20 protein-coding genes are annotated in these 26908 nt (G+C 67.4%); 12 read left to right on the top strand and 8 right to left on the bottom strand.

The annotated features are described in order from the left end of the window. Nucleotides 1-10: 10 nt before the first annotated feature. Genes ACZK2G_RS00705 through ACZK2G_RS00690 form a run of 4 tightly spaced genes read right to left on the bottom strand, consistent with a single transcriptional unit; the run spans nucleotide 11 to nucleotide 3824 of the window. The gene (locus ACZK2G_RS00705; RefSeq protein WP_136638465.1) at nucleotides 11-2062 is read right to left on the bottom strand and encodes a phospholipase D family protein; all 2052 of its coding nucleotides are present in this window, start codon (nucleotides 2060-2062) and stop codon (nucleotides 11-13) included. Beyond that, nucleotides 2059-2676 carry a YceI family protein gene (locus tag ACZK2G_RS00700; RefSeq protein ID WP_046986726.1) on the bottom strand — a complete coding sequence of 206 codons (618 nt, stop codon included), beginning with the start codon at nucleotides 2674-2676 and terminating at the stop codon, nucleotides 2059-2061. Before ACZK2G_RS00700 ends, ACZK2G_RS00705 begins: the two co-directional genes overlap by 4 nt. A 4-nt stretch (nucleotides 2677-2680) precedes the next feature. Beyond that, entirely contained in the window at nucleotides 2681-3157 is a 477-nt protein-coding gene (locus ACZK2G_RS00695; protein ID WP_004134282.1) for a SixA phosphatase family protein, read from the bottom strand. A 37-nt stretch (nucleotides 3158-3194) separates the two neighbouring features. Next, a complete protein-coding gene (locus tag ACZK2G_RS00690) occupies nucleotides 3195-3824 on the bottom strand; it encodes a ParA family protein (RefSeq protein ID WP_012509676.1) in 630 nt (209 codons plus the stop codon). Between the two features lie 123 nt (nucleotides 3825-3947). On the opposite strand from ACZK2G_RS00690, the gene ACZK2G_RS00685 reads away from it, so the two are divergent. Further along, nucleotides 3948-5432 (top strand): AAA family ATPase, encoded by a 1485-nt coding sequence (locus ACZK2G_RS00685; RefSeq protein WP_046986725.1) that lies wholly within the window; start codon nucleotides 3948-3950, stop codon nucleotides 5430-5432. A 489-nt stretch (nucleotides 5433-5921) separates the two neighbouring features. Here the strand turns inward: ACZK2G_RS00685 and ACZK2G_RS00680 are convergent, their stop codons facing one another. Next, nucleotides 5922-6557, bottom strand: a complete 636-nt coding sequence (locus ACZK2G_RS00680; RefSeq protein ID WP_046984760.1) for a tetratricopeptide repeat protein — start codon at nucleotides 6555-6557, stop codon at nucleotides 5922-5924. 170 nt (nucleotides 6558-6727) lie between these two features. Here ACZK2G_RS00680 and ACZK2G_RS00675 point away from each other — a divergent pair, with 170 nt between their 5' ends. Continuing rightward, nucleotides 6728-10414, top strand: coding sequence for an indolepyruvate ferredoxin oxidoreductase family protein (locus ACZK2G_RS00675; RefSeq protein WP_478474390.1), 3687 nt, complete (start codon nucleotides 6728-6730; stop codon nucleotides 10412-10414). Nucleotides 10415-10487: 73 nt separating this feature from the next. Here ACZK2G_RS00675 and ACZK2G_RS00670 read toward each other — a convergent pair whose 3' ends face one another. Then, entirely contained in the window at nucleotides 10488-11102 is a 615-nt protein-coding gene (locus tag ACZK2G_RS00670; protein WP_136638462.1) for a DUF938 domain-containing protein, read from the bottom strand. Nucleotides 11103-11802: 700 nt separating this feature from the next. Between ACZK2G_RS00670 and ACZK2G_RS00665 the strand changes: the two genes are divergently transcribed. From ACZK2G_RS00665 to ACZK2G_RS00625, 9 genes are read left to right on the top strand one after another with little or no spacing between them, the layout of a single operon-like run. Then, a complete protein-coding gene (locus ACZK2G_RS00665; protein ID WP_046984784.1) occupies nucleotides 11803-13434 on the top strand; it encodes a TldD/PmbA family protein in 1632 nt (543 codons plus the stop codon). A 30-nt stretch (nucleotides 13435-13464) separates the two neighbouring features. After that, a complete protein-coding gene (locus ACZK2G_RS00660; protein ID WP_046984783.1) occupies nucleotides 13465-15099 on the top strand; it encodes a TldD/PmbA family protein in 1635 nt (544 codons plus the stop codon). Between the two features lie 21 nt (nucleotides 15100-15120). Then, a complete protein-coding gene (locus ACZK2G_RS00655) occupies nucleotides 15121-16455 on the top strand; it encodes a TldD/PmbA family protein (RefSeq protein WP_046984782.1) in 1335 nt (444 codons plus the stop codon). Further along, nucleotides 16455-17162 (top strand): DUF4159 domain-containing protein, encoded by a 708-nt coding sequence (locus tag ACZK2G_RS00650; RefSeq protein ID WP_012509667.1) that lies wholly within the window; start codon nucleotides 16455-16457, stop codon nucleotides 17160-17162. Before ACZK2G_RS00655 ends, ACZK2G_RS00650 begins: the two co-directional genes overlap by 1 nt. 16 nt (nucleotides 17163-17178) lie before the next feature. Further along, on the top strand, nucleotides 17179-18162 hold the full coding sequence (locus ACZK2G_RS00645; RefSeq protein WP_046984781.1) for an AAA family ATPase: 984 nt from the start codon (nucleotides 17179-17181) through the stop codon (nucleotides 18160-18162). Between the two features lie 7 nt (nucleotides 18163-18169). Continuing rightward, nucleotides 18170-19066, top strand: a complete 897-nt coding sequence (locus ACZK2G_RS00640) for a DUF58 domain-containing protein (RefSeq protein WP_136638459.1) — start codon at nucleotides 18170-18172, stop codon at nucleotides 19064-19066. Beyond that, the gene (locus tag ACZK2G_RS00635; protein ID WP_046984779.1) at nucleotides 19063-20184 is read left to right on the top strand and encodes a BatA domain-containing protein; all 1122 of its coding nucleotides are present in this window, start codon (nucleotides 19063-19065) and stop codon (nucleotides 20182-20184) included. Before ACZK2G_RS00640 ends, ACZK2G_RS00635 begins: the two co-directional genes overlap by 4 nt. Beyond that, nucleotides 20181-22343, top strand: a complete 2163-nt coding sequence (locus tag ACZK2G_RS00630; protein WP_478474387.1) for a hypothetical protein — start codon at nucleotides 20181-20183, stop codon at nucleotides 22341-22343. Before ACZK2G_RS00635 ends, ACZK2G_RS00630 begins: the two co-directional genes overlap by 4 nt. Continuing rightward, nucleotides 22340-24148: a hypothetical protein gene (locus tag ACZK2G_RS00625; RefSeq protein ID WP_478474386.1), complete on the top strand. Its 1809-nt coding sequence runs from the start codon at nucleotides 22340-22342 to the stop codon at nucleotides 24146-24148. Before ACZK2G_RS00630 ends, ACZK2G_RS00625 begins: the two co-directional genes overlap by 4 nt. A 130-nt stretch (nucleotides 24149-24278) precedes the next feature. Here ACZK2G_RS00625 and ACZK2G_RS00620 read toward each other — a convergent pair whose 3' ends face one another. Both ACZK2G_RS00620 and ACZK2G_RS00615 read right to left on the bottom strand, forming a co-directional pair. Further along, nucleotides 24279-24953: a hypothetical protein gene (locus tag ACZK2G_RS00620; protein ID WP_197618668.1), complete on the bottom strand. Its 675-nt coding sequence runs from the start codon at nucleotides 24951-24953 to the stop codon at nucleotides 24279-24281. Nucleotides 24954-24993: 40 nt separating this feature from the next. Continuing rightward, on the bottom strand, nucleotides 24994-25512 hold the full coding sequence (locus tag ACZK2G_RS00615) for a hypothetical protein (protein WP_136638455.1): 519 nt from the start codon (nucleotides 25510-25512) through the stop codon (nucleotides 24994-24996). Between the two features lie 239 nt (nucleotides 25513-25751). On the opposite strand from ACZK2G_RS00615, the gene ACZK2G_RS00610 reads away from it, so the two are divergent. Continuing rightward, nucleotides 25752-26855, top strand: a complete 1104-nt coding sequence (locus ACZK2G_RS00610) for a hypothetical protein (protein ID WP_478474384.1) — start codon at nucleotides 25752-25754, stop codon at nucleotides 26853-26855. The last annotated feature ends 53 nt before the right edge of the window (nucleotides 26856-26908 follow it).

Here is a 26908-nt window from a genome sequence, read left to right as displayed (position 1 = left end):
GCGGGCACCTTCAGAGGATGGGAACGAGGCCGGCACCGAATGCGGTCAGCATGCGCACCAGCAGCCACTTCGGCCCGACGTTGACTTCGGGGAAGTCACCGACGGCGCTGTAGCAGCGATGGAAATCAGGATCCTGCCTCGGCAGCGGCTGCGGGCAGTCCGGGCCGGGCTTGAATTCGTAGTCGGTGGCGTAGCGCCACGGCCAGAAATCGAGAATCGGCAGCGCTTCGGAAGCCTTGCCTACGCTGTAGTTCAGCCCCGACAGCACCGGCGGCTTGGCCCGCGGCGCCACCGTCCATGAGTTCTGCGGATGGGTGTCGCGCAGGATGCTCTGCGCCAGTTCCTCGGCAAAGACCGGGTCGTCGATGATCACCGCGCCTTCGGTGTTGTAGTTCTCGCTGCGCGGATCGAAGTTGTGGGTGCCAACCACGCCGATGCGGCGATCCACCACCAGCGACTTGGCGTGCAACCCCATGCGCGCGCCCTTGCGGGTGACCGGCAGCGGCTTGTTGACTGCCTTGCTGCCCAGGAACGACGGCCGCGTCTCGGTGCGCAGCAGTCGCGTTTCGACCTCGCTGCCAGCCGCCCGACGGCGTTCGCGGGCATTCTGGTAGGCGCTGCCGGTACGCGGGTGGTTCACCGGCCCCTGCTTGCCGGTCCCGTTTGAACCGCCATCGCTGCCACCCCGCGCGTTGCTGCCCGCCGCGCTGCCACCAATCAACGGGTTGCGGCCACTGTCATCCGCGCCATCGGGCACGGCGATCGGGTCAGGCAGCAGATTGCGGTAGTCGACCGGCGCATCCAGCGGGAACGGCTTGTATTCGAAGATGTTGAAGCCCAGTTCGCGCATGTTGCGGCGCTTGTACTTGTACGACAGCGCATACACGATCGGGTTGTCGGTGGCCGCCAGGCTGTTGCTGGACACCACCACGCGCGGCGGCTGCGGACGCTTGCGCAGTTCACGGAACAGCTTCTGCGCCGGCTTGGACAACACCAGGTAGGGCGTCTGCAGGATCACTTCCTTCTGCGCGCTGGCGATCAGCGCATCCAGCTGCGGCTCGGTCACATGCTGGCCGGCCAGCGGTGCATCGGCTTTTTCACGGCGATGCTTGCGCGGCAGGTCGGCGACATAGCGCACCGAGGCGACCGGCAGCGCGGTATCGACAAAGGAACGGGTGACGAAGTCGATGTCGTTGGCTTCAGCACTGACCCGCTGCACCCGCTCGGGACGGCGGAAGGTGGCCGGGGGCAATGTGGGCACGCCCTGTCGCAGCAGGGTACGGCCTACGTCGTTCAGGCGTTCGGCCGGCACGCTGCGCTGCGCGCGCCAGAACGCATCGAAGTTGGCGGCCATCGCCCGCGCTTCCGGTCCAGCGATCAGCACATCGCGGTCGCGGAAGTTGTACTCGCGGTCCCAGTCGTAATAGTCGTCCTGGTAGTTGCGGCCACCGACCACGCCGATCGCATCGTCGATCACCAGCAGCTTGTTGTGCATGCGCTGGTTGAAGCGACGGAAGCAGCACAGCACGCTGCCGGCGTAGTCGAAATAGTTCAGGCGCGCCTTGCCGAAGGTCGGGTTGTAGACCCTCAGCTGGAAATTCTGGTGGGCACCGGACAGCGCGCCGAGGATCTCGAGGTCGGAGATCGCCGAGAGCTGGTCGATCAGCACCCGCACCTTGACCCCGCGCCGGGATGCGGCCAGCAGTTCGTCGATGACCAGGCGGGCGCTGTCGTCCTTGTCGAAGATATAGGTCTGCAGGTCGATGCTGCGGGTGGCGCTGCGCAGCAGGTTGAGCCGCGCGACCAGGGCGCCCTCGCCCTCATCCAGCAGCGTGGCGTAATGCTGCGGCCGTTCCGGGGTGGATTCGGTGAACGCCCGGCCGGCCAGGGCCCGCAGTGGCGAATCCAGCGCACAACGGTCGGCGCGCTGGCAATCGACTTCGGTCGAGCGTGCCTGCACGGCGATGGCTTCGGCCCGGTCACGCTCGGCATGCGACAGCGATGCACAACCGCTGCCCAGCAACACGGTTGCCAGCACCAGTACACGCAGCAGGTGGTTCACGGTTTAGGCGCCTCGCTCAGGCGCGCACGCAATACGAAAGTCACTCGGTCACTCAAGGCAAGCTGCCAGCTTTCCATGCCATACCGGCCTCGTTGCACGGTACCGCGGCTGACGACGTCGCAATCATAGCCGGGTCGGGCGCAGTCCGCCTTCTCGACCTTGAGCGACTCCGGGTGGCTGATCCCACGCAGGGTCAACCTGCCGTTGATGTCGCCCCCGTCCTCCACGGTCTCCGGCCAGTACGGCAGGGAGTCGAACTCGACCACCGGATGGCGGCCGGCATCGAAGAACTCCTCACCGCGCATCCAACCGGTGTAGCGCGGCTTGCCAGGGATCTCGACCGAGCGTGTGAACATCTTCAGGTGCACCTGGTGGCGGCCGTCGGAGAGGATCTCGATGCGTCCCTCGAAGTGCGGAAACACGCCCTCGATGCGCTGCCCGAAGCGGGTGCGCACCTCGAAACCGATCTGCGAACGCTGCGTATCCAGGCGCAACACGCGGTGCGCCTCGGCGACCACCGGTGGCAATGTCGCAGGCGGTGGTGCGGCAGCCCAGGCCGGGCCGTACACCAGCAGCACGGGCAGCAGGAAGCGGCTGCGCCGCGCCATGCTCATCGGATCACGGCCACCAGAACGCATTCAGGCTGGCCACGCCCGGCTCGATCGAGGCCTCGCGGGGGAAACCGAGCACAGCCACGCCGCCCGGCGGCATGCCGCGATAGTCACTGCTGGTGCCGTCGGTCATCAGCGCCACCAGCTGCTCCAGGCCCGGGTTGTGGCCGACGATCAGCACCCTGTCCAGGTCACGCCGCTCATCCACCAGCGCGGCCAGGGTACCCGGGGTCGCTTCGTAGATACGGTCTTCCAGGCGCTTTTCGACATAGCCGATGGCCGCCATCACCGCTTCCAGGGTCTCGCGGGTCCGTCGCGAAGGGGAACACAGCACGCAGTCCGGCAGCAGCTTGTTCTCCTTCAGCCACTTGCCGGCGGCTTCGGCTTCGGCGAGCCCCACCGGCGACAACGGCCGGTCGAGATCAGCCTGGCCGGAAACGGCCGGTTCGGCATGGGCGTGACGGAGCAGGATCAGTTCGCGCATTGCGGGATTCCAGTAAAGGGGTGGGTACCTACGACTCTTACAGCTTCAGCCAGGACAACAGGGGTTCCCAGTCGGCCTGGTGCTCGCGCACCTGGGCGGAGCGGTAATCGAACAGACTGCGGCCCAGGCCGGTCATGACCACGTAGCTCTGGCTGTCGCGCAGCTGCGCGACCACCGGGTACGGCCATTCGGACAGCATCTGCAGCGCCTGCTGCGAGGTCTGGGTCCAGGGCTTGGTGCGGTTCAGCACCAGCCCCACCGGCAGCTTGCGGCTGTGCACGCGCGGGTTCTGGGCCAGGCTGTTGAGGAAGCCGACGATGGCTTCGATGTCCAGCGCCGAGGGCAGCACCGGCACCACCACCGCGTCGGCAGCGTCAAGGAAATGGGGGATATCGTCGGCCAACGCCCCCGCCGGGGCATCGATGATGACGGTTTCGGTGCCGTCGGGCAGTTTCTGCGCCCACTGCTTCTTCCGATACACGTCGATGGGGAGCACCGCGCTTTCCAGCCCGGCACGCCGTTGCGCCCAGCGGGTGCTGGAGCCCTGCGGGTCGGCATCGGCGATCACCGTGGCCTTGCCCTGCAATGCCGCGTACGCGGCCAGGTGGGTGGCGACGGTGGTCTTGCCCACCCCGCCCTTGGAACCGGCCACCAGGATCGTCTTCATGCCAGCCTCGCTTCCGGGTACGTGCCCCGAGCGTACACCGGCGGTGGTGACGGGAGGTAGCACCGCGCTGAACCTGCGGCCATTGCCTTTGCTATCGTGGCGCCCCCGAAGGATCGAACCGGCATGAGCGAACTGCAGGACCTGAGCGCACTGATCCGCGCCAATACCCCCCTGATCGTGATCGAGACCCAGGATGAGGGTCGCATCGTCGAACTCTTCCGGCAGACGCTGATGCACGTCTGGCGGGCCCTGCACCGCTGGTCGATCACCGAGGGCCTGCGCCGTATCGATCTGGACAGCGAGGACCCCGCGATCGGGCCGCCCGATGCCAGCGCGGCCCTGCAGATGATCCGCCAGGCCGACCAGCGCGGGGTCTACCTGCTGCTCGATTTCCACCCCTACCTGGGCTATGCCAGCCACCAGCGCGCCCTGCGCGACCTGATCCAGCGCCGCCACAGCGAGCCGCACGTGCTGGTGCTGATCGGTGCCAAGGTCGAACTGCCGGCCGAGCTGGAAGCGCTGGCGGTACGCTTCAACCCGCGCCTGCCCGATGCCAACGCCCTGCTGAAGATGCTGCGCGAGGAGGCCGACGCCTATGCGCGCGAGCATGGTGGTCGGCGGGTTGAAGTCGACAGCGAAGCGGTCAAGAAGATCCTGAAGAACCTGCAGGGCCTGAGCCTGGTCGATGCCCGGCGCATCGCGCGCCAGCTGATCTATGCCGACGGCGCATTGCGCGACGATGACCTGCCACAGCTGGCGCGGCTGAAGTTCGAGCTGCTCAACCGCAGCGGCCACCTGTTCTTCGAGCATGACAGCGCGCGCTTCGGCGATGTCGCCGGAGCGAACCGGCTCAAACGCTGGATCAACCAGCGCCGGGTCGCATTCATCGCCGGCTCGGCGCCGGCCGGGCTGGATCCACCGCGCGGCATGCTGCTGCTGGGCGTGCAGGGCTGCGGCAAGTCGATGCTGGCCAAGGCCACCGCCGCCGGCTTCGGCGTGCCGCTGCTGCGCCTGGACGTAGGCGCGCTGTACAACAAGTACCACGGCGAGACCGAGGCCAACCTGCGCCAGGCGCTGGCCTCGGCCGAGCAGCTGGCACCATGCGTGCTGTGGATGGATGAGATCGAGAAGGGCCTGGCCACCGGCAGCGAGGACGGCGGCGTCTCGCGTCGCGTGCTCGGCTACCTGCTGACCTGGATGGCCGAGCGCAAGGCGCCGGTGTTCATCGTCGCCACCGCCAACCAGGTGCACGAACTGCCGGCCGAGCTGCTGCGCAAGGGCCGCTTCGACGAGATCTTCTTCGTCGACCTGCCCTCGCCGGAGGTCCGCGTGGAACTGCTGCGGCTGCACCTGGGCCGGCGCCAGCTCAACGCGGATGACTTCGCGCTGCCGGCGCTGGCCGCCGCCGCGAATGGTTTTTCCGGCGCCGAGATCGAGCAGGCGATCGTGGCCGGCCTGTATGCAGCACATGCCGAGGGCCGGCCGCTGGACACCGAGCTGCTGATGAACGAGATCCGCGCCACGCGCCCGCTGTCGGTGCTGATGGCCGAGCAGGTGGCGGCATTGCGTGGGTGGGCGTCGGGGCGGACGGTTTCCGCGGACGACTGAGGGGTTTCCAGCGAACGGCGCAGCCCCTCGTGGCGGCTGGTTGACTGTGAACATCAAAAGCCGCGCTTGGCTGGGCGGGGTGGATTCGCGGGGGACGCCGTGAACCCGTCCATGGGGGCTTGGCCTGCCGCTCTTTGTAGAGCCGAGCCCACGCTCGGCTGCCTTTCGATCAGATATCGAAAAATCGATTCCGATACAGATTCATCCACGCATGGCGTGGACCTACCGTGTCGACCAAGGTCGACACCTACCAACAGCAACAGGGAACTGTCAGAGGCGGGGCGGTATGGGCAGGCAGGACCGTTGGCGCCATGGATGGCGCCATCGAGCCCCCATGGACGGGTTCACGGCGTGTCCTGACTGCCCATACCGCCCCGCCATCCTCGGGAAGTCTGCCGTTGCTGTTGCTTCGGCTGTTGCTGTTGCTGTTGCTGTTGCTTCAGCCCTTGCCTCTGCAGGTGCCGGGTGCAACCCGGCCGAACCCCCTCCTTATGGCCAGGCTGGCGGCGCGGCGGCCCAGGCCTGCTGCACTTCCATCAGCGTGGCGCGCTCGTCCTCGCGCCATTGCGGCAGCAGCTGCGCATAGTGCGCACTGGTGCTCCACTGCGACGGCTCGGTACGCACCGCAGCGGCGTACCACTGCACTGCCTCCTGCTTCTGCCCCAGCCGCCACAGCGCCAGCGCGTAGGTCGGTGGCACCCAGCTGGGCTTGGTACGGGCGTTGCCGGCCGATGAAAGCCACTGTTCCAGCGCCGCCTCCACCCTACCCTGGCGCAACAGATCCCATCCGTAGTTCCAGCGCACGCTGCGGCCACTGCTGCTCTGTGCCGATGCCTCCTTCAAGGCTTCGCCATACAGCTGCTCGGCCAGCTCGCCGCGGCCCTGGGCGCCGGCCACCGACGCCAGCTGCACCGTGGCCTCAACCGCACGCCGGCCGCGTTCACGCAGCTTGACCAACTGGGCAACGAGCTCATCGCCTTCACCCTGTATCGCCACCATCGGCGTGGCCGCCAGGTCGCTGTCGAAGTAGAACTCCTGTGGTGCCGGCAGGGCCGGCGCGGCCCACGCAGTGGCCGCTCCCGAAGCCAGCAGCACGCTGGCCAGGATCTTTCCTGAAACTGACATCCCTTCTCCCCAGGCCGCAAGCGCAGCCTCCCTCTCTCCCCCCGATCCTAACCCCGGCGCCGCCACCGGCGCGAGTGCCGGGGCCCGCACGGCCTCGCTGCTACAATTCGCGCCTTTCCCGCCGCGTGCCTGCACGTGGCCGGTGCCAGCCGATCCTCACCGGGCCAGCCATGACCAGTACCGCGCAACTCACTTCGCCCTCTTCCGCCGACCTGCTCGACCGTGATTACACGCTCGACCACAAGTACACCCGCAACGAGGGGCGGATCTACCTGAGTGGCGTGCAGGCGCTGGTACGGCTGCCCTTGATGCAGCGCCTGCGCGATGCCGCCGAAGGCATCGACAGCGCCGGTTTCGTCAGTGGTTACCGCGGCAGCCCACTGGGTGGTTTCGACCTGGAACTGTGGCGCGCGCGCAAGCATCTGGACGCGGCCAAGGTGAAGTTCACCCCCGGCCTCAACGAGGATCTGGGCGCGACCATGGTCTGGGGCACGCAGCAGACCAACCTGTTCCCTGGTGCCAACGTGCAGGGCGTGTTCGGCATGTGGTACGGCAAGGGCCCGGGCGTGGACCGTTGCGGCGACGTGTTCAAGCACGCCAATGCAGCCGGCACCTCGCGGTATGGTGGTGTGCTGGCGCTGGCGGCCGACGACCATGCCTGCCGCAGCTCGACCCTGCCGCACGGCAGCGAAGACGAGTTCGTCAGCGCGATGATGCCGGTGCTGAACCCGGCCGGCGTGCAGGACATCCTCGACATGGGCCTGCTCGGCTGGGCAATGAGCCGCTATACCGGGCGCTGGGTCGGCTTCAAGACGATCGCCGAGACAGTGGAATCCTCGGCCTCGGTAGAAGTCGATCCGTTGGCACGCCGCATCGTGCTGCCGGAAGATTTCGAGATGCCGTCGGGCGGTCTCAACATCCGCTGGCCGGATCCGCCGCTGGACCAGGAGATGCGCCTGCACCGCTATGCGGTGAAGGCTGCACAAGCGTTTGCCCGTGCCAACGGCATCGACAAGGTGGTGATGGACGCACCGCGTGCGCGGCTGGGCATCGTCACCACCGGCAAGAGCTATCTGGACGTGCTGCAGGCGCTGGAGTACCTGGGCCTGGATGAAGCCGCCTGCGCCGACATCGGCATCCGCGTGTACAAGGTCGGCATGACCTGGCCGCTGGAGCCGGAAGGCATCGCGCGCTTCGCGCAGGGCCTGGAAGACATCATCGTGGTGGAGGAGAAGCGTGCCTTCATCGAGCGCCAGATGAAGGAACAGTTCTTCAACTGGCCGGCCAGCTGGGGCCAGCGCCCGTCGATCGTCGGCAAGTACGACGAGAGCGGTGAGTGGATCCTGCCGTCCACCGGTGAGCTGACGCCGGCCACCATCGCCGGCGTGATCGGTCGCCGCATCCAGAAGTTCTTCAACAACGAGTCGATCGAGCAGCGCCTTCAGTGGATGCAGGAGAAGGAAGCCGAGCTTGCGTTGCCGCGTGCCAGCTTCCCGCGCGTACCGCATTACTGCTCGGGCTGCCCGCACAACACCTCCACCCAGGTGCCGGAAGGCTCGCGGGCGCTGGCCGGCATCGGTTGCCATTACATGGTGACCTGGATGGACCGCAGCACCGATACCTTCACCCACATGGGCGGCGAAGGCGTGACCTGGGCCGGGCAGGCGCCGTTCACCGATACCCCGCACGTGTTCCAGAACCTGGGCGACGGCACTTATTTCCACAGCGGTTCGCTGGCGATCCGCCAGGCGGTCGCCGCCGGCGTCAACATCACCTACAAGATCCTCTACAACGATGCGGTGGCGATGACCGGCGGCCAGCCGGTGGACGGCCCGCTGAGCGTGCCGGACATCGCAAGGCAGATGCGTGCCGAGGGCATCCACACCATCGTTGTGCTGTCGGACAACATCGGCAAGTGGACCGGCCAGCGCGAGCACTTTCCCAGTGACGTCGAGTTCCATGACCGCAGCGAACTGGATGCGGTGCAGAAACGCCTGCGCGAAGTGAAGGGTGTATCGATCCTGATCTACGAACAGACCTGCGCCACCGAGAAGCGCCGTCGCCGCAAGCGCGGCAAGCTGGAAGATCCGCAGAAGCGCGTGCTGATCAACTCGCTGGTCTGCGAAGGCTGCGGCGATTGCGGCAAGAAGAGCTTCTGCGTGTCGGTGCTGCCGAAGGAAACCGAGTTCGGGCGCAAGCGCGAGATCGATCAGTCCAACTGCAACAAGGACTATTCCTGCGTCAATGGTTTCTGCCCGAGCTTCGTCACCGTGCACGGCGGCCAGCCACGCAAGGGCAGCAAGCGCGATGCCTCCACCCTGCTGGACAACCTGCCGACGCCGGCCATCCGCGGCACCCTGGAACAGCCCTGGAACATCCTGATCACCGGCGTCGGCGGTACCGGCGTGGTGACCATCGGCGCGCTGCTGGGCATGGCCGGCCACCTGGAAGGCAAGGGCGCGACCGTGCTCGACCAGACCGGCCTGGCGCAGAAGGGCGGCGCGGTGACAACCCACATCCGCATCGCCCGTCGTCCCGAAGACATCCACGCCGTGCGCATCGCCGCCGGTGAGGCTGACCTGGTGGTGGGCTGCGACATGGTGGTGGTGAACGATTACTGGGCGCTGTCGAAGGTGCGCGCCGGTCGTTCGCAGGTGGTGCTCAATACCTACGAAGCAATGCCGGGCACCTTCACCACCCGCCCGGACATGCAGTTCCCCGCCGCCGACATCGTGGCCGGTGTGCGCGTGGCGCTGGGGGGCGAGGAACCGCTGCTGCTGGATGCCACCCAGCTGGCCACCGCGCTGCTGGGCGATGCCATCGCCGCCAACCTGTTCATCCTCGGCTACGCGTGGCAGCAGGGTCTGGTACCGCTGTCGTTCGAGTCGCTGATGCGCGCCATCGAGCTCAACGGCGCCGCCGTGGCGATGAACCAGCAGGCCTTCGCCTGGGGCCGCCTGGCCGTAGTCGACCCACAAGCCGTGCAGCAGGCCGCCGGCCTGGTGCGCAACCGCCACACCGATACCGAATCCACCCCGGGCCCGCTGCACCCGCTGCCGCCGGGGGAGTGGGAAGGCAACGAATGGGGCGCCACCGCCGCACCGCGCAATACCGGCGACGAGCGCGAACTGCGTGGCCTGCCCTCGCACGGTGGCGACGTGGCGTTCCTGCCGCTGGACGACGCCCGCCTGTCGCGCTCGCTGGACGAAATGATCGAGCGCCGCGCCGCCTTCCTGGTCGAGTACCAGGACGCTGCCTACGCCAACCGCTACCGCAGTCTGGTCGAGCGCGTGCGCGCCGCCGAAGCCGACCGCATCGGCGGTTCCACTGCATTGACCGAGACCGTGGCCCGCTACCTGTTCAAGCTGATGGCCTACAAGGACGAATACGAAGTGGCCCGCCTGTACACCAGCGGCGACTTCCAGCGCCGCCTGCAGCAGCAGTTCGAGGGCGACTACCAGCTGCGCTTCCACCTGGCACCGCCGCTGTTCGCCAAGAAGGACGAGCAGGGCCGGTTGCTGAAGAAGGAATACGGCCCGTGGATGTTCAAGGCCTTCGGACTGCTGGCCAAACTGAAGTTCCTGCGCGGCGGCCGCTTCGACGTGTTCGGCCGCACCGGGGAGCGCCGCATGGAGCGCAAGCTGATCGGCGATTACGAGGCCACCGTGCAGCTGCTGCTGGACGGCCTGGATGACGACCGCCTGGCGCTGGCGGTGGAGATCGCCAGCGTCCCCGAGCACATCCGCGGCTTCGGCCACGTCAAGGAAGCGCATTTCGAGCAGGCCAAGGCGCGCGAAGCCGCCCTGCTGGCGCAGTGGCGCAATCCGAAGGCGCTGCATATCGTGCAGGTGGCTTGAAGGTAGTGCCGGCCGCTGGCCGGCATCCCTCCTGGCAATCGGGTGCCGGCCAGCGGCCGGCACTACCGGCGATTCACCCCAGCCGCCACAGCAGCAGGCGGTTGTTGGCCGGCATTGCCACATCACCCAGGCGGGTGAAGCCTTTGTCCGCTGCCAGCGCCTGCACCGCTTCCACATCGCGGATGCCGCTGCGCGGATCACGCGCCTTCAGCCAGGCATCGAACTGCGCGTTGCTGTCGCTGGTGTAGCGGCCGCCGTAGTTGAACGGGCCGTACATCGCCAACAGCGCACCGTGGCGCAACAGCGGCGGCAGCGCGCCGAACAGCACCTGCACATGCTCCCAGCCCATGATGTGCAACGTGTTGGCGCTGAATGCGGCGTCGAACGTACTGCCCTCGGGCAACGACAGGCCCGGCGCTGGGGGCAGTTCCACCTGCAGCGCCACCGGCGGCAGCAGGTTCAGCAGCGCGGCCTCCGCACGCCAGGCCTCGATGCCGGGCAGATGGTCCGGATGATCGCTGGGCTGCCAGCGCAGCCACGGCCAGCGCTCGGCGAAGAAGGCCGCGTGCTGGCCGGTGCCACTGCCGATCTCCAGCACCCGATGGCGGTCGCCCATCCATGGGTCGAGTGCAGTGGCGATGGGTTCGCGGTTGCGCTCGCAGGCTTCTGAATACGGCTTGCTCGACATCAGGACGGTGTCCAGGCGGGGTCGGCCCCATTGTGCACGAGGGGGTGTTGCTCGGCAGGGCTGCGCCCTGCACCTGCAGAAGCCGGAGCCGGAGCCGGAGCCGGAGCAACGTCAAAAGCTGGCATTCCGTGGGTTGGCGAGGTGGGGCCGGTTGCGGGGGACGCTGCAAGTACGTCCATGTAAGCTCGGTCGCCGCATCCATGCGGCTCACGCCCCCGCAACCGGCCCCACCCCGCCTTCGACATTTTCCTGCGGTCTGTTGGAACGGCATTGGGGTCAGATCCGTTTTCCTGCGGAAAACGGATCTGACCCCGGATTCATTTCGATATCTGACAGATGTGTCGACCAAGGTCGACACCCACCAACAGCCGCGGAGATCTGTCAGAGGTGGGGCGGTGTCGGATTGCGGGGTGTCAGCCGCATGGATGCGGCTGCCAAGCCTACACGGACGTACTTGCGGCGTCCCCGCAATCCGACACCGCCCCGCCAACCCACGGAATGCCGCTCTGGCTCTGGCTCTGGCTCTGGCTTTGGCCGTTGCCGTTGCATTGAGCAGGTGCAGGGCTGCAAGCCCTGCCGAAACACCACCAACCATGACTGCAGTCACTTGCCCGGAGGCGCCGCGCTGGCGAAAGTCGAGGAGTTGACGTGATCGGCTCGGCCTGTTGCCGGCTGCACGCAAGCGAGAGAGAGAAACGCTGTGCAACGACGTGAGTTCCTGGCTTTTTCCGGTCTGGGCCTGGCGGGCCTGCTGCTGCCGCATTCCCGTGCCATCGCCGCCGAGCAGTTGCTCGCCCCGGTCGACACCGCGCTGCGCAGGCGCTTGGCCGAGGTCGCCCTCGCTACCGCGCGCACGGCCAAGGCCAGCTACTGCGATGTGCGCATCGGCCGCTACCTCAACCAGTCGGTCATCACCCGCGAGCATCAGGTCGGCAACGTGACCAACCGCGAATCGTCCGGCGTGGGCGTGCGGGTGATCGTCAACGGCGCCTGGGGATTTGCCGCTACCCATCAGCAGACCGAGGCCGCCGTACGCGCTGCGGTCGAGCAGGCCACGGCCATCGCCCGTGCCAATGCCAGCATCCAGACCCGGCCGGTGCAACTGGCACCAACGCCGTCGGTCGGTGAGGTCCGCTGGCAGACGCCGATCCGCCGCAATGCCATGGAAGTACCGATCCAGGACAAGGTCGAGTTGCTGCTGGCGCTCAACGCCGCCGCGCTGAATGCGGGCGCCGACTACATCAACTCCACCCTGTTCCTGGTCAACGAACAGAAGTACTTCGCTTCCAGCGATGGCTCGTTCATCGACCAGGACATACATCGCATCTGGCTGCCGTTCACTGCCACCGCCATCGACAAGGCCAGCGGCAAGTTCCGAACCCGCGCAGGCCTGTCCTCGCCGATGGGCATGGGCTACGAGTTCCTCGATGGCGATGCGCGCGGCAAGGTGCAGCTGCCCGGCGGCATCACCGCCTATCGTGATTCCTACGACCCGGTCGAGGACGCCATCGCCGCCGCCCGCCACGCGCGCGAAAAACTGAAGGCGCCTTCGGTGAAGCCGGGCAAATACGACCTGGTGCTGGACCCGTCCAACCTGTTCCTGACCATCCATGAGAATGTCGGTCACCCGCTGGAGCTGGACCGCGTGCTCGGCTACGAAGCCAACTACGCCGGCACCAGCTTCGCCACGCTGGACAAGCGCGATGCCGGTTTCCGCTGGGGCAGCGACATCGTCACCTTCTTCGCCGACAAGACCCAGCCCGGCAGCCTCGGTGCGGTCGGCTACGACGACGAAGGCGTCAAGACCCAGCGCTGGGATCTGGTGCGCGACGGCATCCTGGTCGATTACCAGGCCACCCGCGATGAAGCCCACATCCTCGGTCGCAATGCTTCGCATGGCTGCAGCTATGCCGATTCCTGGTCCAGCGTGCAGTTCCAGCGCATGGCCAATGTCTCGCTGGCGCCGGGCAGGAAGCCACTCAGCGTCGAGGACATGATCAAGGACGTGGAGAACGGCATCTACATCCACGGCCGCGGTTCGTATTCGATCGACCAGCAGCGCTACAACGCGCAGTTCGGCGGCCAGCTGTACTACCAGATCAAGGACGGAAAGATCGCCGGCATGGTCGAGGATGCGGCCTACCAGATCCGTACGCCGGAATTCTGGAATGCCTGTACCGCGATCTGCGACGAGCGCGACTTCCGCCTCGGCGGTTCGTTCTTCGACGGCAAGGGCCAGCCCGGCCAGGTCTCGGCGGTCTCGCACGGTTCGTCCACCACCCGCTTCAACGGCATCAACATCATCAACACCGCGCGCAGTCTCGGCGCTTGAGCCACCCATCGTTCGACATGGAGAGCAGCCTTGCAAAGACGTGACTTCCTGGCCCTGACCGGGCTTACCGCGGGCGGGCTGATCGTGCCCTCCTTCTTCGGCAAGGTGATCGCCGCCGAACAGCTGCAGTCCAGCCTCGACCCGGCGTTGAAGAAGCGCCTGGCCGACGCCGCCCTGCAGGCTGCGCGCAGCGCCGGCGCCACCTACTGCGACGTGCGCATCGGCCGCTACCTGCGGCAGTTCGTGATCACCCGCGAGGACAAGGTGCAGAACGTGGTGAACACCGAGTCCACCGGCGTCGGCATCCGTGTGATCGTCAACGGCGCCTGGGGCTTCGCTGCCACCAACGCGCTGGGCACCGCCGACGTGGCCAGGGCCGCGCAGCAGGCCGCGGCAATCGCCAAGGCCAATGCAGGCGTGCAGACCGCCCCCGTACAGCTGGCCAAGGCACCCGGCGTCGGTGAGGTGAGCTGGCGCACACCGATCCGCAAGAACGCGATGGAGGTACCAATCAAGGACAAGGTCGGCCTGCTGCTGGACGTCAACGCCGCAGCAATGGGCGCCGGTGCCAGCTTCGTCAATTCGATGCTGTTCCTGGTCAACGAACAGAAGTACTTCGCCTCCACCGATGGCTCCTACATTGACCAGGACGTACACCGCATCTGGGCCCCGATGACGGTCACCGCCATCGACAAGACCAGCGGCAAGTTCCGCACCCGTTCGGGCCTGTCCTCGCCGATGGGCCTGGGCTACGAGTACCTGGACGGCGCCGCCGCCGGCAAGGTGGTCAGTCCCAACGGCGTGGTCAACTACAGTTCTTCCTACGACATGAAGGAAGACGCCATCGCCGCCGCCAAGCAGGCGCAGGAGAAGCTGAAGGCACCGTCGGTGAAGCCGGGCAAGTACGATCTGGTGCTCGATCCGTCGCACACCTGGCTGACCATCCACGAGTCGATCGGCCACCCGCTGGAACTGGACCGCGTGCTCGGCTACGAAGCCAACTACGCCGGCACCAGCTTCGCCACCCTGGACAAGCGCGAACAGCATTTCCAGTACGGCAGCGAGCTGGTCAACATCTTCGCCGACAAGACCCAGCAGGGCAGCCTCGGTGCGGTGGCGTACGACGACGAAGGCGTGAAGTGCAAGCGCTGGGACCTGATCAGCAACGGCAAGCTGGTGGACTACCAGACCATCCGCGACCAGGCCCACATCCTCGGCAAGACCGAGTCCGATGGCTGCTGCTATGCCGACTCGTGGTCCAGCGTGCAGTTCCAGCGCATGGCCAACGTGTCGATGGCGCCGGGCAAGAAGCCGCTGAGCGTGCCGGACCTGATCAAGGACGTGGAGAACGGCATCTACATCATCGGTGACGGTTCGTTCTCGATCGACCAGCAGCGCTACAACGCGCAGTTCGGTGGCCAGCTGTTCTACGAGATCAAGAACGGCCAGATCACCCGCATGCTGGAAGACGTGGCCTACCAGATCCGCACGCCGGAGTTCTGGAATGCCTGCACGGCCGTGGCCGACGAGCGCGACTACCGCCTGGGCGGTTCGTTCTTCGATGGCAAGGGCCAGCCGGGCCAGGTCTCGGCGGTCTCGCACGGTTCGTCGACCGCGCGCTTCAACGGCATCAATGTCATCAACACCGCACGCAGCCTCGGCTGATCGGTCAGGAGCCCTTACACCATGAGTATCTTTACCGAAGCCCAGGCCAAGGCCATCCTCGACAAGGTCATCGCCCTGTCCAAGGCCGACGAATGCACCGCCGTGCTGGCCGGCGCGATCAGCGGCAACATCCGTTTCGCACTGAACAATGTCTCCACCAGCGGCATCGTCGACAACACCGAGCTGGCCGTCACCGTCGCCTTCGGCAAGCGCGTCGGCACGGCCTCGATCAACGAGTTCGACGATGCCGCGCTGGAACGCGTGGTGCGCCGTGCCGAAGACCTGGCGCGCCTGGCCCCGGAGAATCCGGAGTTCATGCCGGCCATCGGCAAGCAGAGCTACCGCGCCAGCCCCACCTTCAGCGAATCCACTGCAGCAATCGACCCAGCCTTCCGCGCCAAGGTCGCCGCAGATTCGATCGCACCATGCCGTGGCCACGGCCTGATCGCCGCCGGTTTCCTTGAAGACGGCCAGGGTTTCCAGGCCACCGCAAACAGCAATGGCAACTTCGCCTACCAGCGCACCACCAACTTCGATTACACCTGCACCGTGCGTACGGAAGACGGTCGTGGTTCGGGCTGGGTCGGCCGCAACCTGAAGGACGCGGCGGACTTCAAGGCCGACCAGGACATCCGCATCGCCATGCGCAAGGCCACCGAGTCGGCCGAAGCCAAGGCGCTGGAGCCCGGCAAGTACACGGTGATCCTGGAACCGGCCGCGGCCGCAGGCCTGATCAGCTTCATGATGAACTTCTTCAGCGCACGCTCGGCCGATGAAGGCCGCAGCTTCCTGTCGAAGAAGGGCGGCGGCAACAAGCTGGGAGAGCAGGTCTACGACCCGCGCGTGACCATGTTCGCCGACCCGTGGCACCCGGATGCACCGGTGCTGCCGTGGGACAACGAGGGCATGCCACGCGAGCGCATCGCCATCATCGAAAACGGCAAGATCGCCAATCTGGACTACTCGCGCTTCTGGGCCCAGAAGCAGGGCAAGACCGCCAAGGCCTCGCCGGGCAACCTGCTGATGAGCGGTGGCGACAAGAGCACCGCCGAGCTGGTGCGCGGTACCCAGAAGGGCATCCTGGTCACCCGTACCTGGTACATCCGCATGGTCGATCCGCAGACCGTGCTGCTGACCGGCCTGACCCGCGACGGCACCTTCTACATCGAGAACGGCCAGATCAAGCACCCGGTGAAGAACTTCCGCTTCAACGAGTCGCCGGTGATCATGCTCAACAACATCGAAGAGCTGGGCAAGCCGGTGCGCGTGGCCGGTGATGAATCCAGCTACGTGATGATGATCCCGCCGATGAAGCTGCGCGATTTCACCTTCACCTCGCTGTCCGACGCGGTCTGATGGATCGCCGGGCCTGCCTGCGCTGGTTGGCCGCTGCCGCTTCGGCGGCGGCGCTGCCGGCCTTCGCGCAGGCAGGCCCGCGCAGTTCGCGCTACGACTTCTGGTTCACCCGCCTGCAGTACGACTCCGGCGACTGGGACGTGGACGCGCGCATGCCGTCCAACCTGATCACCTCGCTGATCGACTACACCTCGCTGCGCGTGGATCCGCAGGAACACGTGGTGGCGCTGGCCGACCCGCGCATGCTGGAAGCGCCGTTCTGCTACCTGGCCGGGCACACACTGGTGGAGTTCAACGCCGCCGAGCGGCAGAACTTCGTGCGCTACGTGCGCAATGGCGGCTTCGTCTTCGTCGACGACTGCAACCATGATATCGACGGCCTGTTCGCCACCTCGTTCGAGGCACAGATGGGTCGCCTGTTTGGACCGAAGGCATTGCAGAAGCTGCCCAACAGCCACGCGCTGTACCGCAGCTTCTTCCGCTTCCCCGATGGGCCACCGGCCACCAGTTTCGAGCTCAATGGCTGGGGCGATGACCTGGTACACGACTACCTGAAAGGCATCGAGGTCGACGGCCGCCTGGGCCTGCTCTACAGCAACAAGGACTACGGCTGCGAGTGGGACTACGACTGGCGCAACAAGCGCTTCCTGGCCGAAGACAACACCCGCTTCGGCGTCAACATCGTGATGTACGCGTTGAACAATTGATAGGACCTGCACGCCCATGACCACCGCTGACCTCGACTCCCTGCTGCCGCGCCTGCACGATCTGCGCGCCGCGCTCGCACGCGCGGTGGTTGGCCAGAACACCGTGGTCGAGCAGCTGCTGATCGGCCTGTTGGCCGGAGGCCACTGCCTGCTGGAAGGTGCGCCCGGGCTCGGCAAGACCCTGCTGGTGCGCTCGCTCGGCCAGGCGCTGGAACTGCAGTTCAGGCGCGTGCAGTTCACCCCCGACCTGATGCCCAGCGACATTCTCGGTACCGAGCTGCTGGAGGAAGATCACGGCACCGGCCATCGCCATTTCCGCTTCCAGCAGGGCCCGATCTTCACCAACCTGCTGCTGGCCGACGAGCTCAACCGCACCCCGCCCAAGACCCAGGCGGCGCTGCTGGAAGCGATGCAGGAGCGTACGGTCAGCTACGCCGGCACGACCTACACATTGCCGGCGCCGTTCTTCGTGCTGGCGACGCAGAACCCGATCGAACAGGCCGGTACCTACCCCTTGCCCGAAGCACAGCTGGACCGCTTCCTGCTGCATGTGCTGGTCGATTACCCCAGCGAGGACGAAGAGCGGCAGATCCTTGAACAGACCACCGGCGGTGCCACCGACGCGGTGCCCAAGGTGATGGATGCCGAAGCGGTGATTGCCCTGCAGGCCGCGGTGCGCCAGGTGCATGTCAGCCCCGATGTGCTGGCCTGGATCACCCGCCTGGTGCGCGCCAGCCGTCCCAGCGAAGGCGCACCGGCAGCAATCAACCAATGGGTGAAATGGGGCGCTGGCCCACGCGCCGGGCAATCGCTGGTGCTGGCGGCGAAAGCACGTGCATTGCTGCAGGGCCGTTTTGCCGCCACCCGTGAGGATGTGCAGGCCTTGGCCGCGCCGGTGATGCGTCATCGCCTGCTGTTGTCGTTCGCCGCCGAGGCTGAGCAGAAGCGTGCCGACGACGTGGTCGCCGCCCTGCTGCAGGCCGTGCCGTTCCCGGGTTGATCCACGCGTGAACGCTGGTATGTCGTTGACCCTGCCACCCGAACTGCGCGCGCGCCTGCGCCTGCTGCGGTTGCGGCCGCGCCTGGCCAGCGGTGCGAGCGGCATTGGCCAGCACGCCAGCCGCAGCCGTGGTGCCGGCCTGGAGTTCGCCCAGTACCGGGCCTACGAGCCGGGCGACGAACTGCGCCAGATCGACTGGAAGCTGTATGCACGCTCGGACCGCTTCTTCGTACGCGAATCCGAACGCGAAAGCCCGATCACGGTCTGGCTGCTGCTCGATGCCACCGCCTCGGCCGGCCAGGCCGATCGCGCCGCGCCGGAACGCACGCGCCTGGACCATATGCGCGGCGTTGCCGCCTGCCTGGCCGAGCTGGCCCTGCAGCAGGGCGACCGTTTCGGCCTGCTGGCGATCAATGGCGATGGGCTGCAGCTGGTGCCCGCAGCGAGCGGCGCACGCCAACGTGACCGCGTGCACCTGCAACTTCATGCGCTGCAGGCGCGCGGCGGCTGGCCTGCGGCGGATCGACTGCGCCCACTGTGGGAACGCGTGCGCCCGGGCGACATGCTGCTGGCCATTGGCGATGGTTTCGATGAAGCCGGCATCGTGCTGCTGGAGCAGCTGGCCAGCGCACGCCGCGAAGTGGCACTGCTGCAGATCCTGACCGCTGACGAACGCGATTTCCCGTTCGATGCCGGCCACCGCTTCCGCGACCCGGAGACCGGCGAGGAACTGCTGGGCGATGGCGCGGCGATCCGCGCCGACTACCTGCAACGCTTCGCCGACGCACGTACCGCATTGCAGTCGCGGCTGCAGGCCAGCGGGATTGCCAGCGCGGCCGGCTGGCTCGACCAACCGCTGGACCAGCCGCTGCAGGCGCTGTTCGGTCGCGGGGGCGACGCGTGAGCCTGCTGTTCCCACTGGGGCTGGCAGCGCTGGCCGCGTGGCTGCTGCCACTGCTGATCCACCTCGCTCGACGCCATCCGTATACGCCGCTGGATTTTGCCGCGTTGCGCTGGCTGCGCGCACAGATCCGGCCGCGCCAGCGCATCCGTTTCGATGACTGGCCGTTGCTGCTGGTGCGCCTGCTGTTGCTGGCCGCGCTGGCATTACTGCTGGCACGACCAGCGCTGACCGGCCCTGCTCCAGCCCCCGATGCGTGGACGGTGGTGGTCCCAGGACTGGATGCCACGGCGCTGCGCGGCACGGCCAAGGATGGCAACTGGCATTGGCTGGCGCCCGGCTTCCCAGCCATTGATCAGGCGCCCCCCACATCCTCGGCAACCCTGCCCAGCCTGCTGCGCGAACTGGACGCGCAGCTGCCATCCGGCACCGCATTGACCGTGCATGTTCCCGATCCCCTGCCCGGCCTGGATGGCGCCCGCCTGCAGCTGTCGCGCGAAGTTCAGTGGCACCCGCAGCCGACGGCGATCACTCCGCCGCGGACGGCAGCCGCACTGCCGCAGCTGCGCGTGCACGGCGAGGCATCCGCCACTGCCCAGCATTGGTTGAACGCACTGCAGCGCGGCTGGGGCGTGCAGGCACCGCTCGCGCCGCTGGCAGCGAATGCGCTGCCCGAACGTGGCGAGATCGGTGTATGGAGCCGCAGCGATGCACTGCCGGCGAACTGGCAAGCCTGGCTGCATGAGGGCGGCAGCGTATTGACCGCGGCCAGGCCCGCCGCCAACGCCGCCGTCCTGCTGCGTGATACCGAAGGCGTGCCGCTGCTGGGGCAGCAGCGCATCGGCCAGGGTCGCCTGTTGTCGCTGACGGGCGAGTGGAACACCGCCAGCAACGCCGCGCTGCGCGATCCACAGCTGCCGCGTTCCCTGCTGCTGGCCCTGCAGCCGCTGCCGTCGCCACGCCTGGGCGATGCACAGGACCAGGCGCCGCGCCAGGTTGCACTGCCCGCAGCAGCATCGCCGGTGCGTGAGCCCACGGCGTGGCTTCTGCTGGCAATCGTGCTGCTGTTCGCACTGGAACGCTGGATGGCCAGCAGCGCGCGGCGCAGGGCGGTCGCATGAAGACGCTGCAGCATGCCTGGCAACGTGCGCGCCGTCGCCGCGCCGCCATCACCCTGCTGCTGGGCCTGCCGTGGGCGCTGGCCGCGACGGCGCTCGCACTGCGGCTGTCCGGTTTCGATATCGCCTGCGTGGTCGCCACGGTCAGCCTGCTCGCCTGCGCGGCCTTCGCCACTGCACGTGGCCGCCAGCTGGACCGCCAGTGGCTGCAGCGGCAACTCGATGGCAGCGGTACGAGCGAAGACAGCGCCGATCTGCTGTTCGCCGACGCCACCACGCTCAATCCGCTGCAGCAGCGCCAGCGCGCGCATGTGCTTGCCACGCTGGAACAGGCGATGCCGGAGCTGCGTCCACGTTGGCCGCACCTGACGGTGGTGCTGTGCTGCATCGGTGGCTTGGCCGTTGCCCTGCTCGCGTTCGGCTGGCCGCGTTCGAACCCAGTCCCGGCAGCCGTCCATTCCGCCACGACCAGCAGCGTCGCGTCCGCGGGCCCGCTGCGGCTGCAGTCCACCCGGCTGCGCATCAACGCACCGGCCTATACCGGACAGGCCACGATCACCCAGAACACGCTGGATGCCAAGGTCGCCGCCGACAGCCAGCTGTCGTGGTCGTTGCGCTTCGACCGCGCACCGGCCAGGGCATGGCTGCAGTTCCACGATGGTCGACGGCTGCCGCTGAGCGAGCGCGATGGACAGTGGCAGGCACAGGATGTGGCGCGCACGCCGGTGCTGTACCGCGTGGTGAGCGAACCGGCGCTGGCCGAAACCCGCCTGCACCGGCTGGATGTGGTGGCCGACCGCGCGCCCAGCGTGCGCGTGCTGGAGCCGACCGCCAGCCTGGTTCTGGGCACGCCCGGGCAACGGCAATGGGCGCTGCGCTTCGAGGCCAGCGACGATTACGGTGTCGCGGCGCAGGCAACGCTGTCGATCACCACCACCCAGGGCAGCGGGGAGAACATCACCTTCGTGAAGCGCAGCGTCACGCTTGCCGGCAGCGGCGAAGCCACCGCGCGGCGTTTCGCACATACTCTTGATCTTGCTGCGCTGGGCGCGCAGCCCGGCAACGATGTGATCGCCCAGCTGGAGGTGCGCGACAACCACGCGCCAACACCGCAGACCGGGCGCAGCAGCAGCGTGATCCTGCGCCTGCCCAGCGCCGAAGTCGCACTCGGTGCAGAGCTGGAAGGCCGCATCAAGAAGACCCTGCCGGCCTACTTCCGCAGCCAGCGGCAGATCATCATCGATGCCGAAGCGCTGATCCGACAGCGCCGCACTCTCGCCGCCGAGGACTTCGTGAAGCGCAGCGATGCGATCGGCGTCGACCAGCGCATCCTGCGCCTGCGCTATGGCCAGTTCCTGGGTGAGGAAAGTGAAGGTGCGCCGAAGCCACCGCCGACCAGCGATCTGCCCACCAGCGATACGCCCGCCGCAGACGACCACGATCACGATCACGACCATGACGCCGATGCCGGGACGCACGACGCGCATGGCCACGATCACGGTGGCAAGCCGGCCAATGCCGATACGTCGCCGGTGTTCGGCAGCGCCACCGACGTGCTCTCCGAGTATGGCCACACCCATGACCATGCCGAGGCCGCCACTCTGCTCGATCCGCAGACCCGCGCGACGTTGAAGGCTGCGCTGGACCAGATGTGGTCGGCCGAAGGCGAGCTGCGCCAGGGCCGTCCGGAGCAGGCATTGCCATTCGCCTACAAGGCATTGGCCTTCATCAAGCAGGTGCAGCAGGCCGAGCGCATCTACCTGGCCCGGGTCGGACCGGAGCTGCCGCCGATCGATGAAGGCCGCCGGTTGGGCGGTGATCGCGCCGGGCTGGCCAGCCGCGAACTGCCGTTGGCCGCACGCACGCCGCCGGACCCGGCCATCGTCGAAGCCTGGCAGCGCCTCGGCGATGACACCGGCGCGCCCGATCTCGATGCGCTCGCGACCTGGCAGCAGCGCAACACCGCCTACCTGCCCGATGCACTCGATCTGGCTGCCGCCATCGAGCAGCTGCGCATCGAACCAGGATGCCGTGACTGTCGCCAGCGTCTGCGTGCGCAGTTGTGGCGTGCGCTGCAGCGGCCGCTGCCGCAGGCGATGCGGCGCAGTGCCGCCGATGCGATGGGGCAACGCTATCTTGATGCGTTGGAGACGCAGCCATGAGCGCCTCCGCTGTGAACCTGTGGATTGCTCTGGCGCTTGCTCTGGTCGTGGTCATCGCCAGCGTGCGCCAGCTGCGTGGAAGCACCACGCGCCGTGGACGACAGGGGATCGTGATCGGACTGCAGCTGATCGCCGCGACTCTGCTTTATTTCTGCCTGGTGCCGCCCACACGCCAGCAACCCGCAGGCGGGCTGGTCGTGCTCGGAACCGATGCCGGCAAGGCCGGCGCACTCCCGGCCAGCGAAGGCCCGCTGTTGCTGTTGCCGGAAGCTGCTGATGTGCCTGGCGCACAGCGCGTTCCCGACCTTGCCACCGCGCTGCGCCAGCATCCGGCCTCCGCGCTGACGCTGGTCGGTGCGGGCCTGGCCGCACGTGACCGCGACGCGGTGCTGCCACAGGATGTGCGCTGGCAGCCAACGCCCGCGCCGCGTGGCTGGGTCGCACTGCAGCCACCGGTCGACGTCGCCCCCGGTGCGCGCTTCGCCGTGCAGGCGCAGGCGCACGGCGTGGCAAAAGCCAAGGCAGAGCTGCTCGACCCGGCCGACAGCGTGGTCGATCGCGCGGTCGTTGACGACGACGGCCGCGTGCAGCTCAGCGGCATCGCCCGCGCGGCGGGACGCAGCGTATTCCGCCTGCGCCTGCTCGATGCAGATGGCCATGTGGTGGATAGCGTGCCGGTGCCACAGCAGACCGTGCCCGCGGCGCCGTTGCGCCTGCTGGTGCGCGCCAGCGCGCCGGGCCCAGAGCTGAAGTACCTGCGCCGCTGGGCGGCCGATGCCGGCATCCGCGTGCAGGTGCAGGCCGATACAGGCGCGGGCCTCAGCATCGGCGATGGCCCGGTGTCGATCGATGCAGCATCGCTCGCACACACTGACCTGCTTCTGCTGGACGAGCGCAGCCTGGCGGCATTGAGTGCGGGCCAGCTGGCCGCCGTGCGCCAGGCGCTGCGCGATGGAATCGGTGTACTGGTACGGAGTGCAGGCGCACCTTCGGCCAGCGCGCGCCAGCGCCTCCGCGATCTGGGCCTGCCAGTGCAGGGTGATGGCAGCAGCCATGCAGTCGAGCTTCCCGGCGACGGCGAAAGCGCCATCCTGGCCGCACGACGTGGCCCACTCGCCGCCGGCACACTGCCGACCGGCTACGGCGAAGACGCCGACCGCAGCTCGCACGGTGCCGTCCTGCCCGTGCTGGAAGCACTGGCGCTGCAGTTTCCGGGCGGCAGCGCGCTGCTGCATGATCGTGCTGGCAACGCCATCGGTGGCTGGCGCGCGGTCGGCAAGGGCCGCATCGGCCTGTTGCCGCTGACCGACAGCTGGCGCTGGATGCTGGCCGGCCGCGATGACCGTCATGGCGAGCTGTGGAGCAGCGTGGTGGCCACGTTGGCGCGGGCACTGGGCAGCGGTGATGCATTGTGGTCGCCGCAGCCGATCAGCTGGGCAGGCGAACGGCAGTCAGTGTGCGGCGTGCAGGCACCGCTGCAGGCCCTCAATGAGCGCGGCGAAGGCGCGCCGCTGATCGTCGATGGCGCGACATCTGCAATGCGCTGCGCTGGCTGGTGGCCCCTCGAATCGGGCTGGCAGCGCCTGCAGCATGGCGACAGCACCGTCTGGCGCTATGTGTTCGACCCGAAGGATGCAGCTGCGCTGCATCGGCAGGCGATGATCGATGCGACTGCACGGATGTTGGCCGCCAGCACTCCGACCGGCACATTGGCCACGCAGCCAGTACCGGGCTCGCGCTGGCCCTGGTGGCTGGCCTTCGTGTTGTGCGCATCGTTGTTGTGGTGGCTGGAACGGCGGCGCTGATCCCGGGGTCGGATCCCTTCCGCCCGCGAAAGGGCTCTGACCCCACCGATCGGATTGCAGGCAGCATCCACGCATGGCGTGGATCTACTGGCCGGTTGCCCTGGTAGATGCCAACCTTGGTTGGCACTTTTCAACGCATGCCCGCGCGCCGGTACACGCCATTGAAGCGCACGTTCATGCCACCGCATTCGCTGTTGTCGGCCACGATCAGCACCTCACCCAGAGAATGCACGCGCACTCTGCAAGTGTCCTCGACGAACTCGGCATCGGCACCACGGGGCGCCGCGTGCGCTTCCACCTGGCCCATGTTCGGCCCATACGGGCGCTGCTCCGGCGTGGGGTTGGCGGAGGGCCAGTAGGCGTCGCCTTCGACATGCAGCTGCCCACCCTGCACGGTGATGCGCAGGCCGTTGTCGCCATCCTTCCAATTGCCCGTCCAGTCCTGCAGCGACGGCACGACCACCGGCAACGCCTGCAGCTTGCTGCGGTCCACCCAGCCAGCACTACCGCCCACCTTGTTCGGGAAGAACGCGCAGCGGTATCGGCCAAGATCACGCCCGGTCACAACGGTATCGCCGTTGACCACATAGCTGCGCTGGCGGCAGGCAGGTTCGCCTTTCGCCGGGCAGCCGTCCATGTCACCAAGCAGGTACAGACGGGGCGCACCCGTCACCTTGGCCAGCGCGAACCGGCTCTGTTCGGAGGGAAACGCACCGTTGCGGCAGGCGCCATCACCGGCGATGGCATCCGCGAAGGCGGACGCCGGCAGCAATGCGGCCAGCAGGCAGATCGAACGCAGGAACATGGCAGCACTACCGGAGGGGGAGCCGGCAGGATATACCGACCTACTTCACCGGCGATGCATCACCGGCATCCTGCTGCTGGGAGAACCGCAGCGCACGCTGCCGCTGTTCCGCGCTGAGTTCCGGCGGTGGCCGTGCGGTCGCGGCCTGGATCTGGTCCGGTCCCCCGGTGAGCTTGTTCAAGCCCCTGCCAGCCGCCAGCACGCCCTTGACCACGCCCATCATGATGTAGCCACCGCCCATGCTGACCTGCTCCGGCGACGGCGGCTCGCTCCAATCGCGACTGAAGCGGTTGTCGCCGAACTTGACCGGGTTCTTGAAGCGGTACAGGTCCAGCGGCTCGTCTTCGGGCTTGAGTGCACGCACTTCGCCGAGGGTGGTGACGTTGTCCTGCTGCGGGGTGGTGGAGACCGGCGCGGTGGTTGCCGCCGGCGCATCTGCAGGGGGCACGGGCGTTGGGTCGGGCACCGCTACCGGCGTGGCCTGCTGCGCCTGTGCGATGCCGGCCAGCAGCATGCTGGCCAGGAGTGCTCCCTGCGTTCCACGTCGTGCCACAGCCATCCACCCTGTTGGTTGCGTCCAGCACCCAAGGATACGGATGCGGGCTTCAGATTTCGTTGCCATCGACGGGGTCATTCAGGGTGTGTCACGCATCACCGAAGCGCGGCCAGCCCGCCGAAGTTTGCAACTAACTTCATTCCCCTGCCAGGGCGGGGCCTGCATCCTGTGGCATACCGGGTACGGCAGACAGCCATGACAGCTTCCTCTACAGCCCCATCGCTGCGGTCGGTTGCCTGGTGATGTCGCGCGCATCCTTGCTGATCGGTCTGGCAGTCCTGTTGGTTATGGTCCTCGCGGCCGTTACCGAATGGGCAACACGTGTCCGCACACGCTTGGCCTCGCTGCGCCGGAGCAGCACCCTGCGGACGCTCGACGCCGACGAACACTGCGCACTGGCAGCACTGCGCGCGCTGACCGGCTGCGTCTACGACGACCAAGTGAAACGGCTGCGCGGGGTGTTCACCGGGGGGGCGTGCTGGAACAACTTCCCGGTCGGCGACGGCCTGCTGGGTGGAGTTCCCGTCCTGGTCCCAAGGCGGGCGTGGCCCTACCTCTCGGAAGACAATGAAGCCGAAGTGGTGCTGGACAAACGCGTGGCGGTGGTGGTGCGTCTCAATGGCTTCAGTATTGCTGCTGCACGGCCGGATGCAGCCACCAGCCGCGTCTGTGGCGAGCGCCTAGAGACGCCCGAGGAAGTTTCGATGCGACGAGGTCCCGGCCTGCGCCCTTCCCCACTGGTGATTGCCGCACTGGCGCTATGGGCCGCCACCGGCGTCCCGGGCCTGCTCGCCATGACGTTGCTCGCCATCGCCGGTCTTGCGGCCTGGCTGGGCTTCCCTCGCCGCAACGGCCCTGCGACAGCGCAGCGCGTGCTGCAGGTCCGCGGGCGCCTGCGCGCATACCAGCGTACTGCTCAGACATCACGAGTGTGGTTGCTCGGCAATGACCGGCGTGTGCAGCTTCCAGAGAAGTGGGAGCACGCTGCGGCATTCTCCCACGGGCGCTCGATGCTGATGGAAGTGCGCACCTGTGATGGATGGGTACTCGGCGTGGGCACGGCATGGTGCCTGGCCAGCGACCGACGGCGCTATCCGCCCACGGGAGGGTTCTGGCAACTGGCGTGGCTGGGCCTGCTGTTGTGCGTGCTGGTCTTCGGCGCCGCCTGGATGCCGTTGTCGCAGCGGCTGGAGCTGGGCTGGCCGCTTGCGTCCGGCTGGCAGGCGCTGGCATTGCTGGCGTTGGGCTGGCACGCGGTGCGGTTTGTAATCTGCATGGTGCAGTTCCTCCGCCGCAACGAGGCACTTGACGCTGACATCGCGCAGCGTCCGGACCCGTGGCACTGAACGGTTCACGCCCTTCGCGTGCGATGTCTCACATCCTGAGACGTGAATGTGGT

Source organism: Stenotrophomonas sp. 107298_Sma (assembly GCF_056480345.1).
Note: the sequence above shows the minus strand (reverse complement) of the source record. Positions and strands in the feature narration are given on the sequence as shown.

Coding starts and splice junctions, on each gene's coding strand:
- ACZK2G_RS00700 (WP_046986726.1), bottom strand. CDS start 2,676: ATGAGCATGGCGCGGCGCAGCCGCTTCCTGCTGCCCGTGCTGCTGGTG.
- ACZK2G_RS00695 (WP_004134282.1), bottom strand. CDS start 3,157: ATGCGCGAACTGATCCTGCTCCGTCACGCCCATGCCGAACCGGCCGTT.
- ACZK2G_RS00690 (WP_012509676.1), bottom strand. CDS start 3,824: ATGAAGACGATCCTGGTGGCCGGTTCCAAGGGCGGGGTGGGCAAGACC.
- ACZK2G_RS00685 (WP_046986725.1), top strand. CDS start 3,948: ATGAGCGAACTGCAGGACCTGAGCGCACTGATCCGCGCCAATACCCCC.
- ACZK2G_RS00680 (WP_046984760.1), bottom strand. CDS start 6,557: ATGTCAGTTTCAGGAAAGATCCTGGCCAGCGTGCTGCTGGCTTCGGGA.
- ACZK2G_RS00675 (WP_478474390.1), top strand. CDS start 6,728: ATGACCAGTACCGCGCAACTCACTTCGCCCTCTTCCGCCGACCTGCTC.
- ACZK2G_RS00670 (WP_136638462.1), bottom strand. CDS start 11,102: ATGTCGAGCAAGCCGTATTCAGAAGCCTGCGAGCGCAACCGCGAACCC.
- ACZK2G_RS00655 (WP_046984782.1), top strand. CDS start 15,121: ATGAGTATCTTTACCGAAGCCCAGGCCAAGGCCATCCTCGACAAGGTC.
- ACZK2G_RS00650 (WP_012509667.1), top strand. CDS start 16,455: ATGGATCGCCGGGCCTGCCTGCGCTGGTTGGCCGCTGCCGCTTCGGCG.
- ACZK2G_RS00645 (WP_046984781.1), top strand. CDS start 17,179: ATGACCACCGCTGACCTCGACTCCCTGCTGCCGCGCCTGCACGATCTG.
- ACZK2G_RS00630 (WP_478474387.1), top strand. CDS start 20,181: ATGAAGACGCTGCAGCATGCCTGGCAACGTGCGCGCCGTCGCCGCGCC.
- ACZK2G_RS00625 (WP_478474386.1), top strand. CDS start 22,340: ATGAGCGCCTCCGCTGTGAACCTGTGGATTGCTCTGGCGCTTGCTCTG.
- ACZK2G_RS00620 (WP_197618668.1), bottom strand. CDS start 24,953: ATGTTCCTGCGTTCGATCTGCCTGCTGGCCGCATTGCTGCCGGCGTCC.
- ACZK2G_RS00615 (WP_136638455.1), bottom strand. CDS start 25,512: ATGGCTGTGGCACGACGTGGAACGCAGGGAGCACTCCTGGCCAGCATG.
- ACZK2G_RS00610 (WP_478474384.1), top strand. CDS start 25,752: ATGTCGCGCGCATCCTTGCTGATCGGTCTGGCAGTCCTGTTGGTTATG.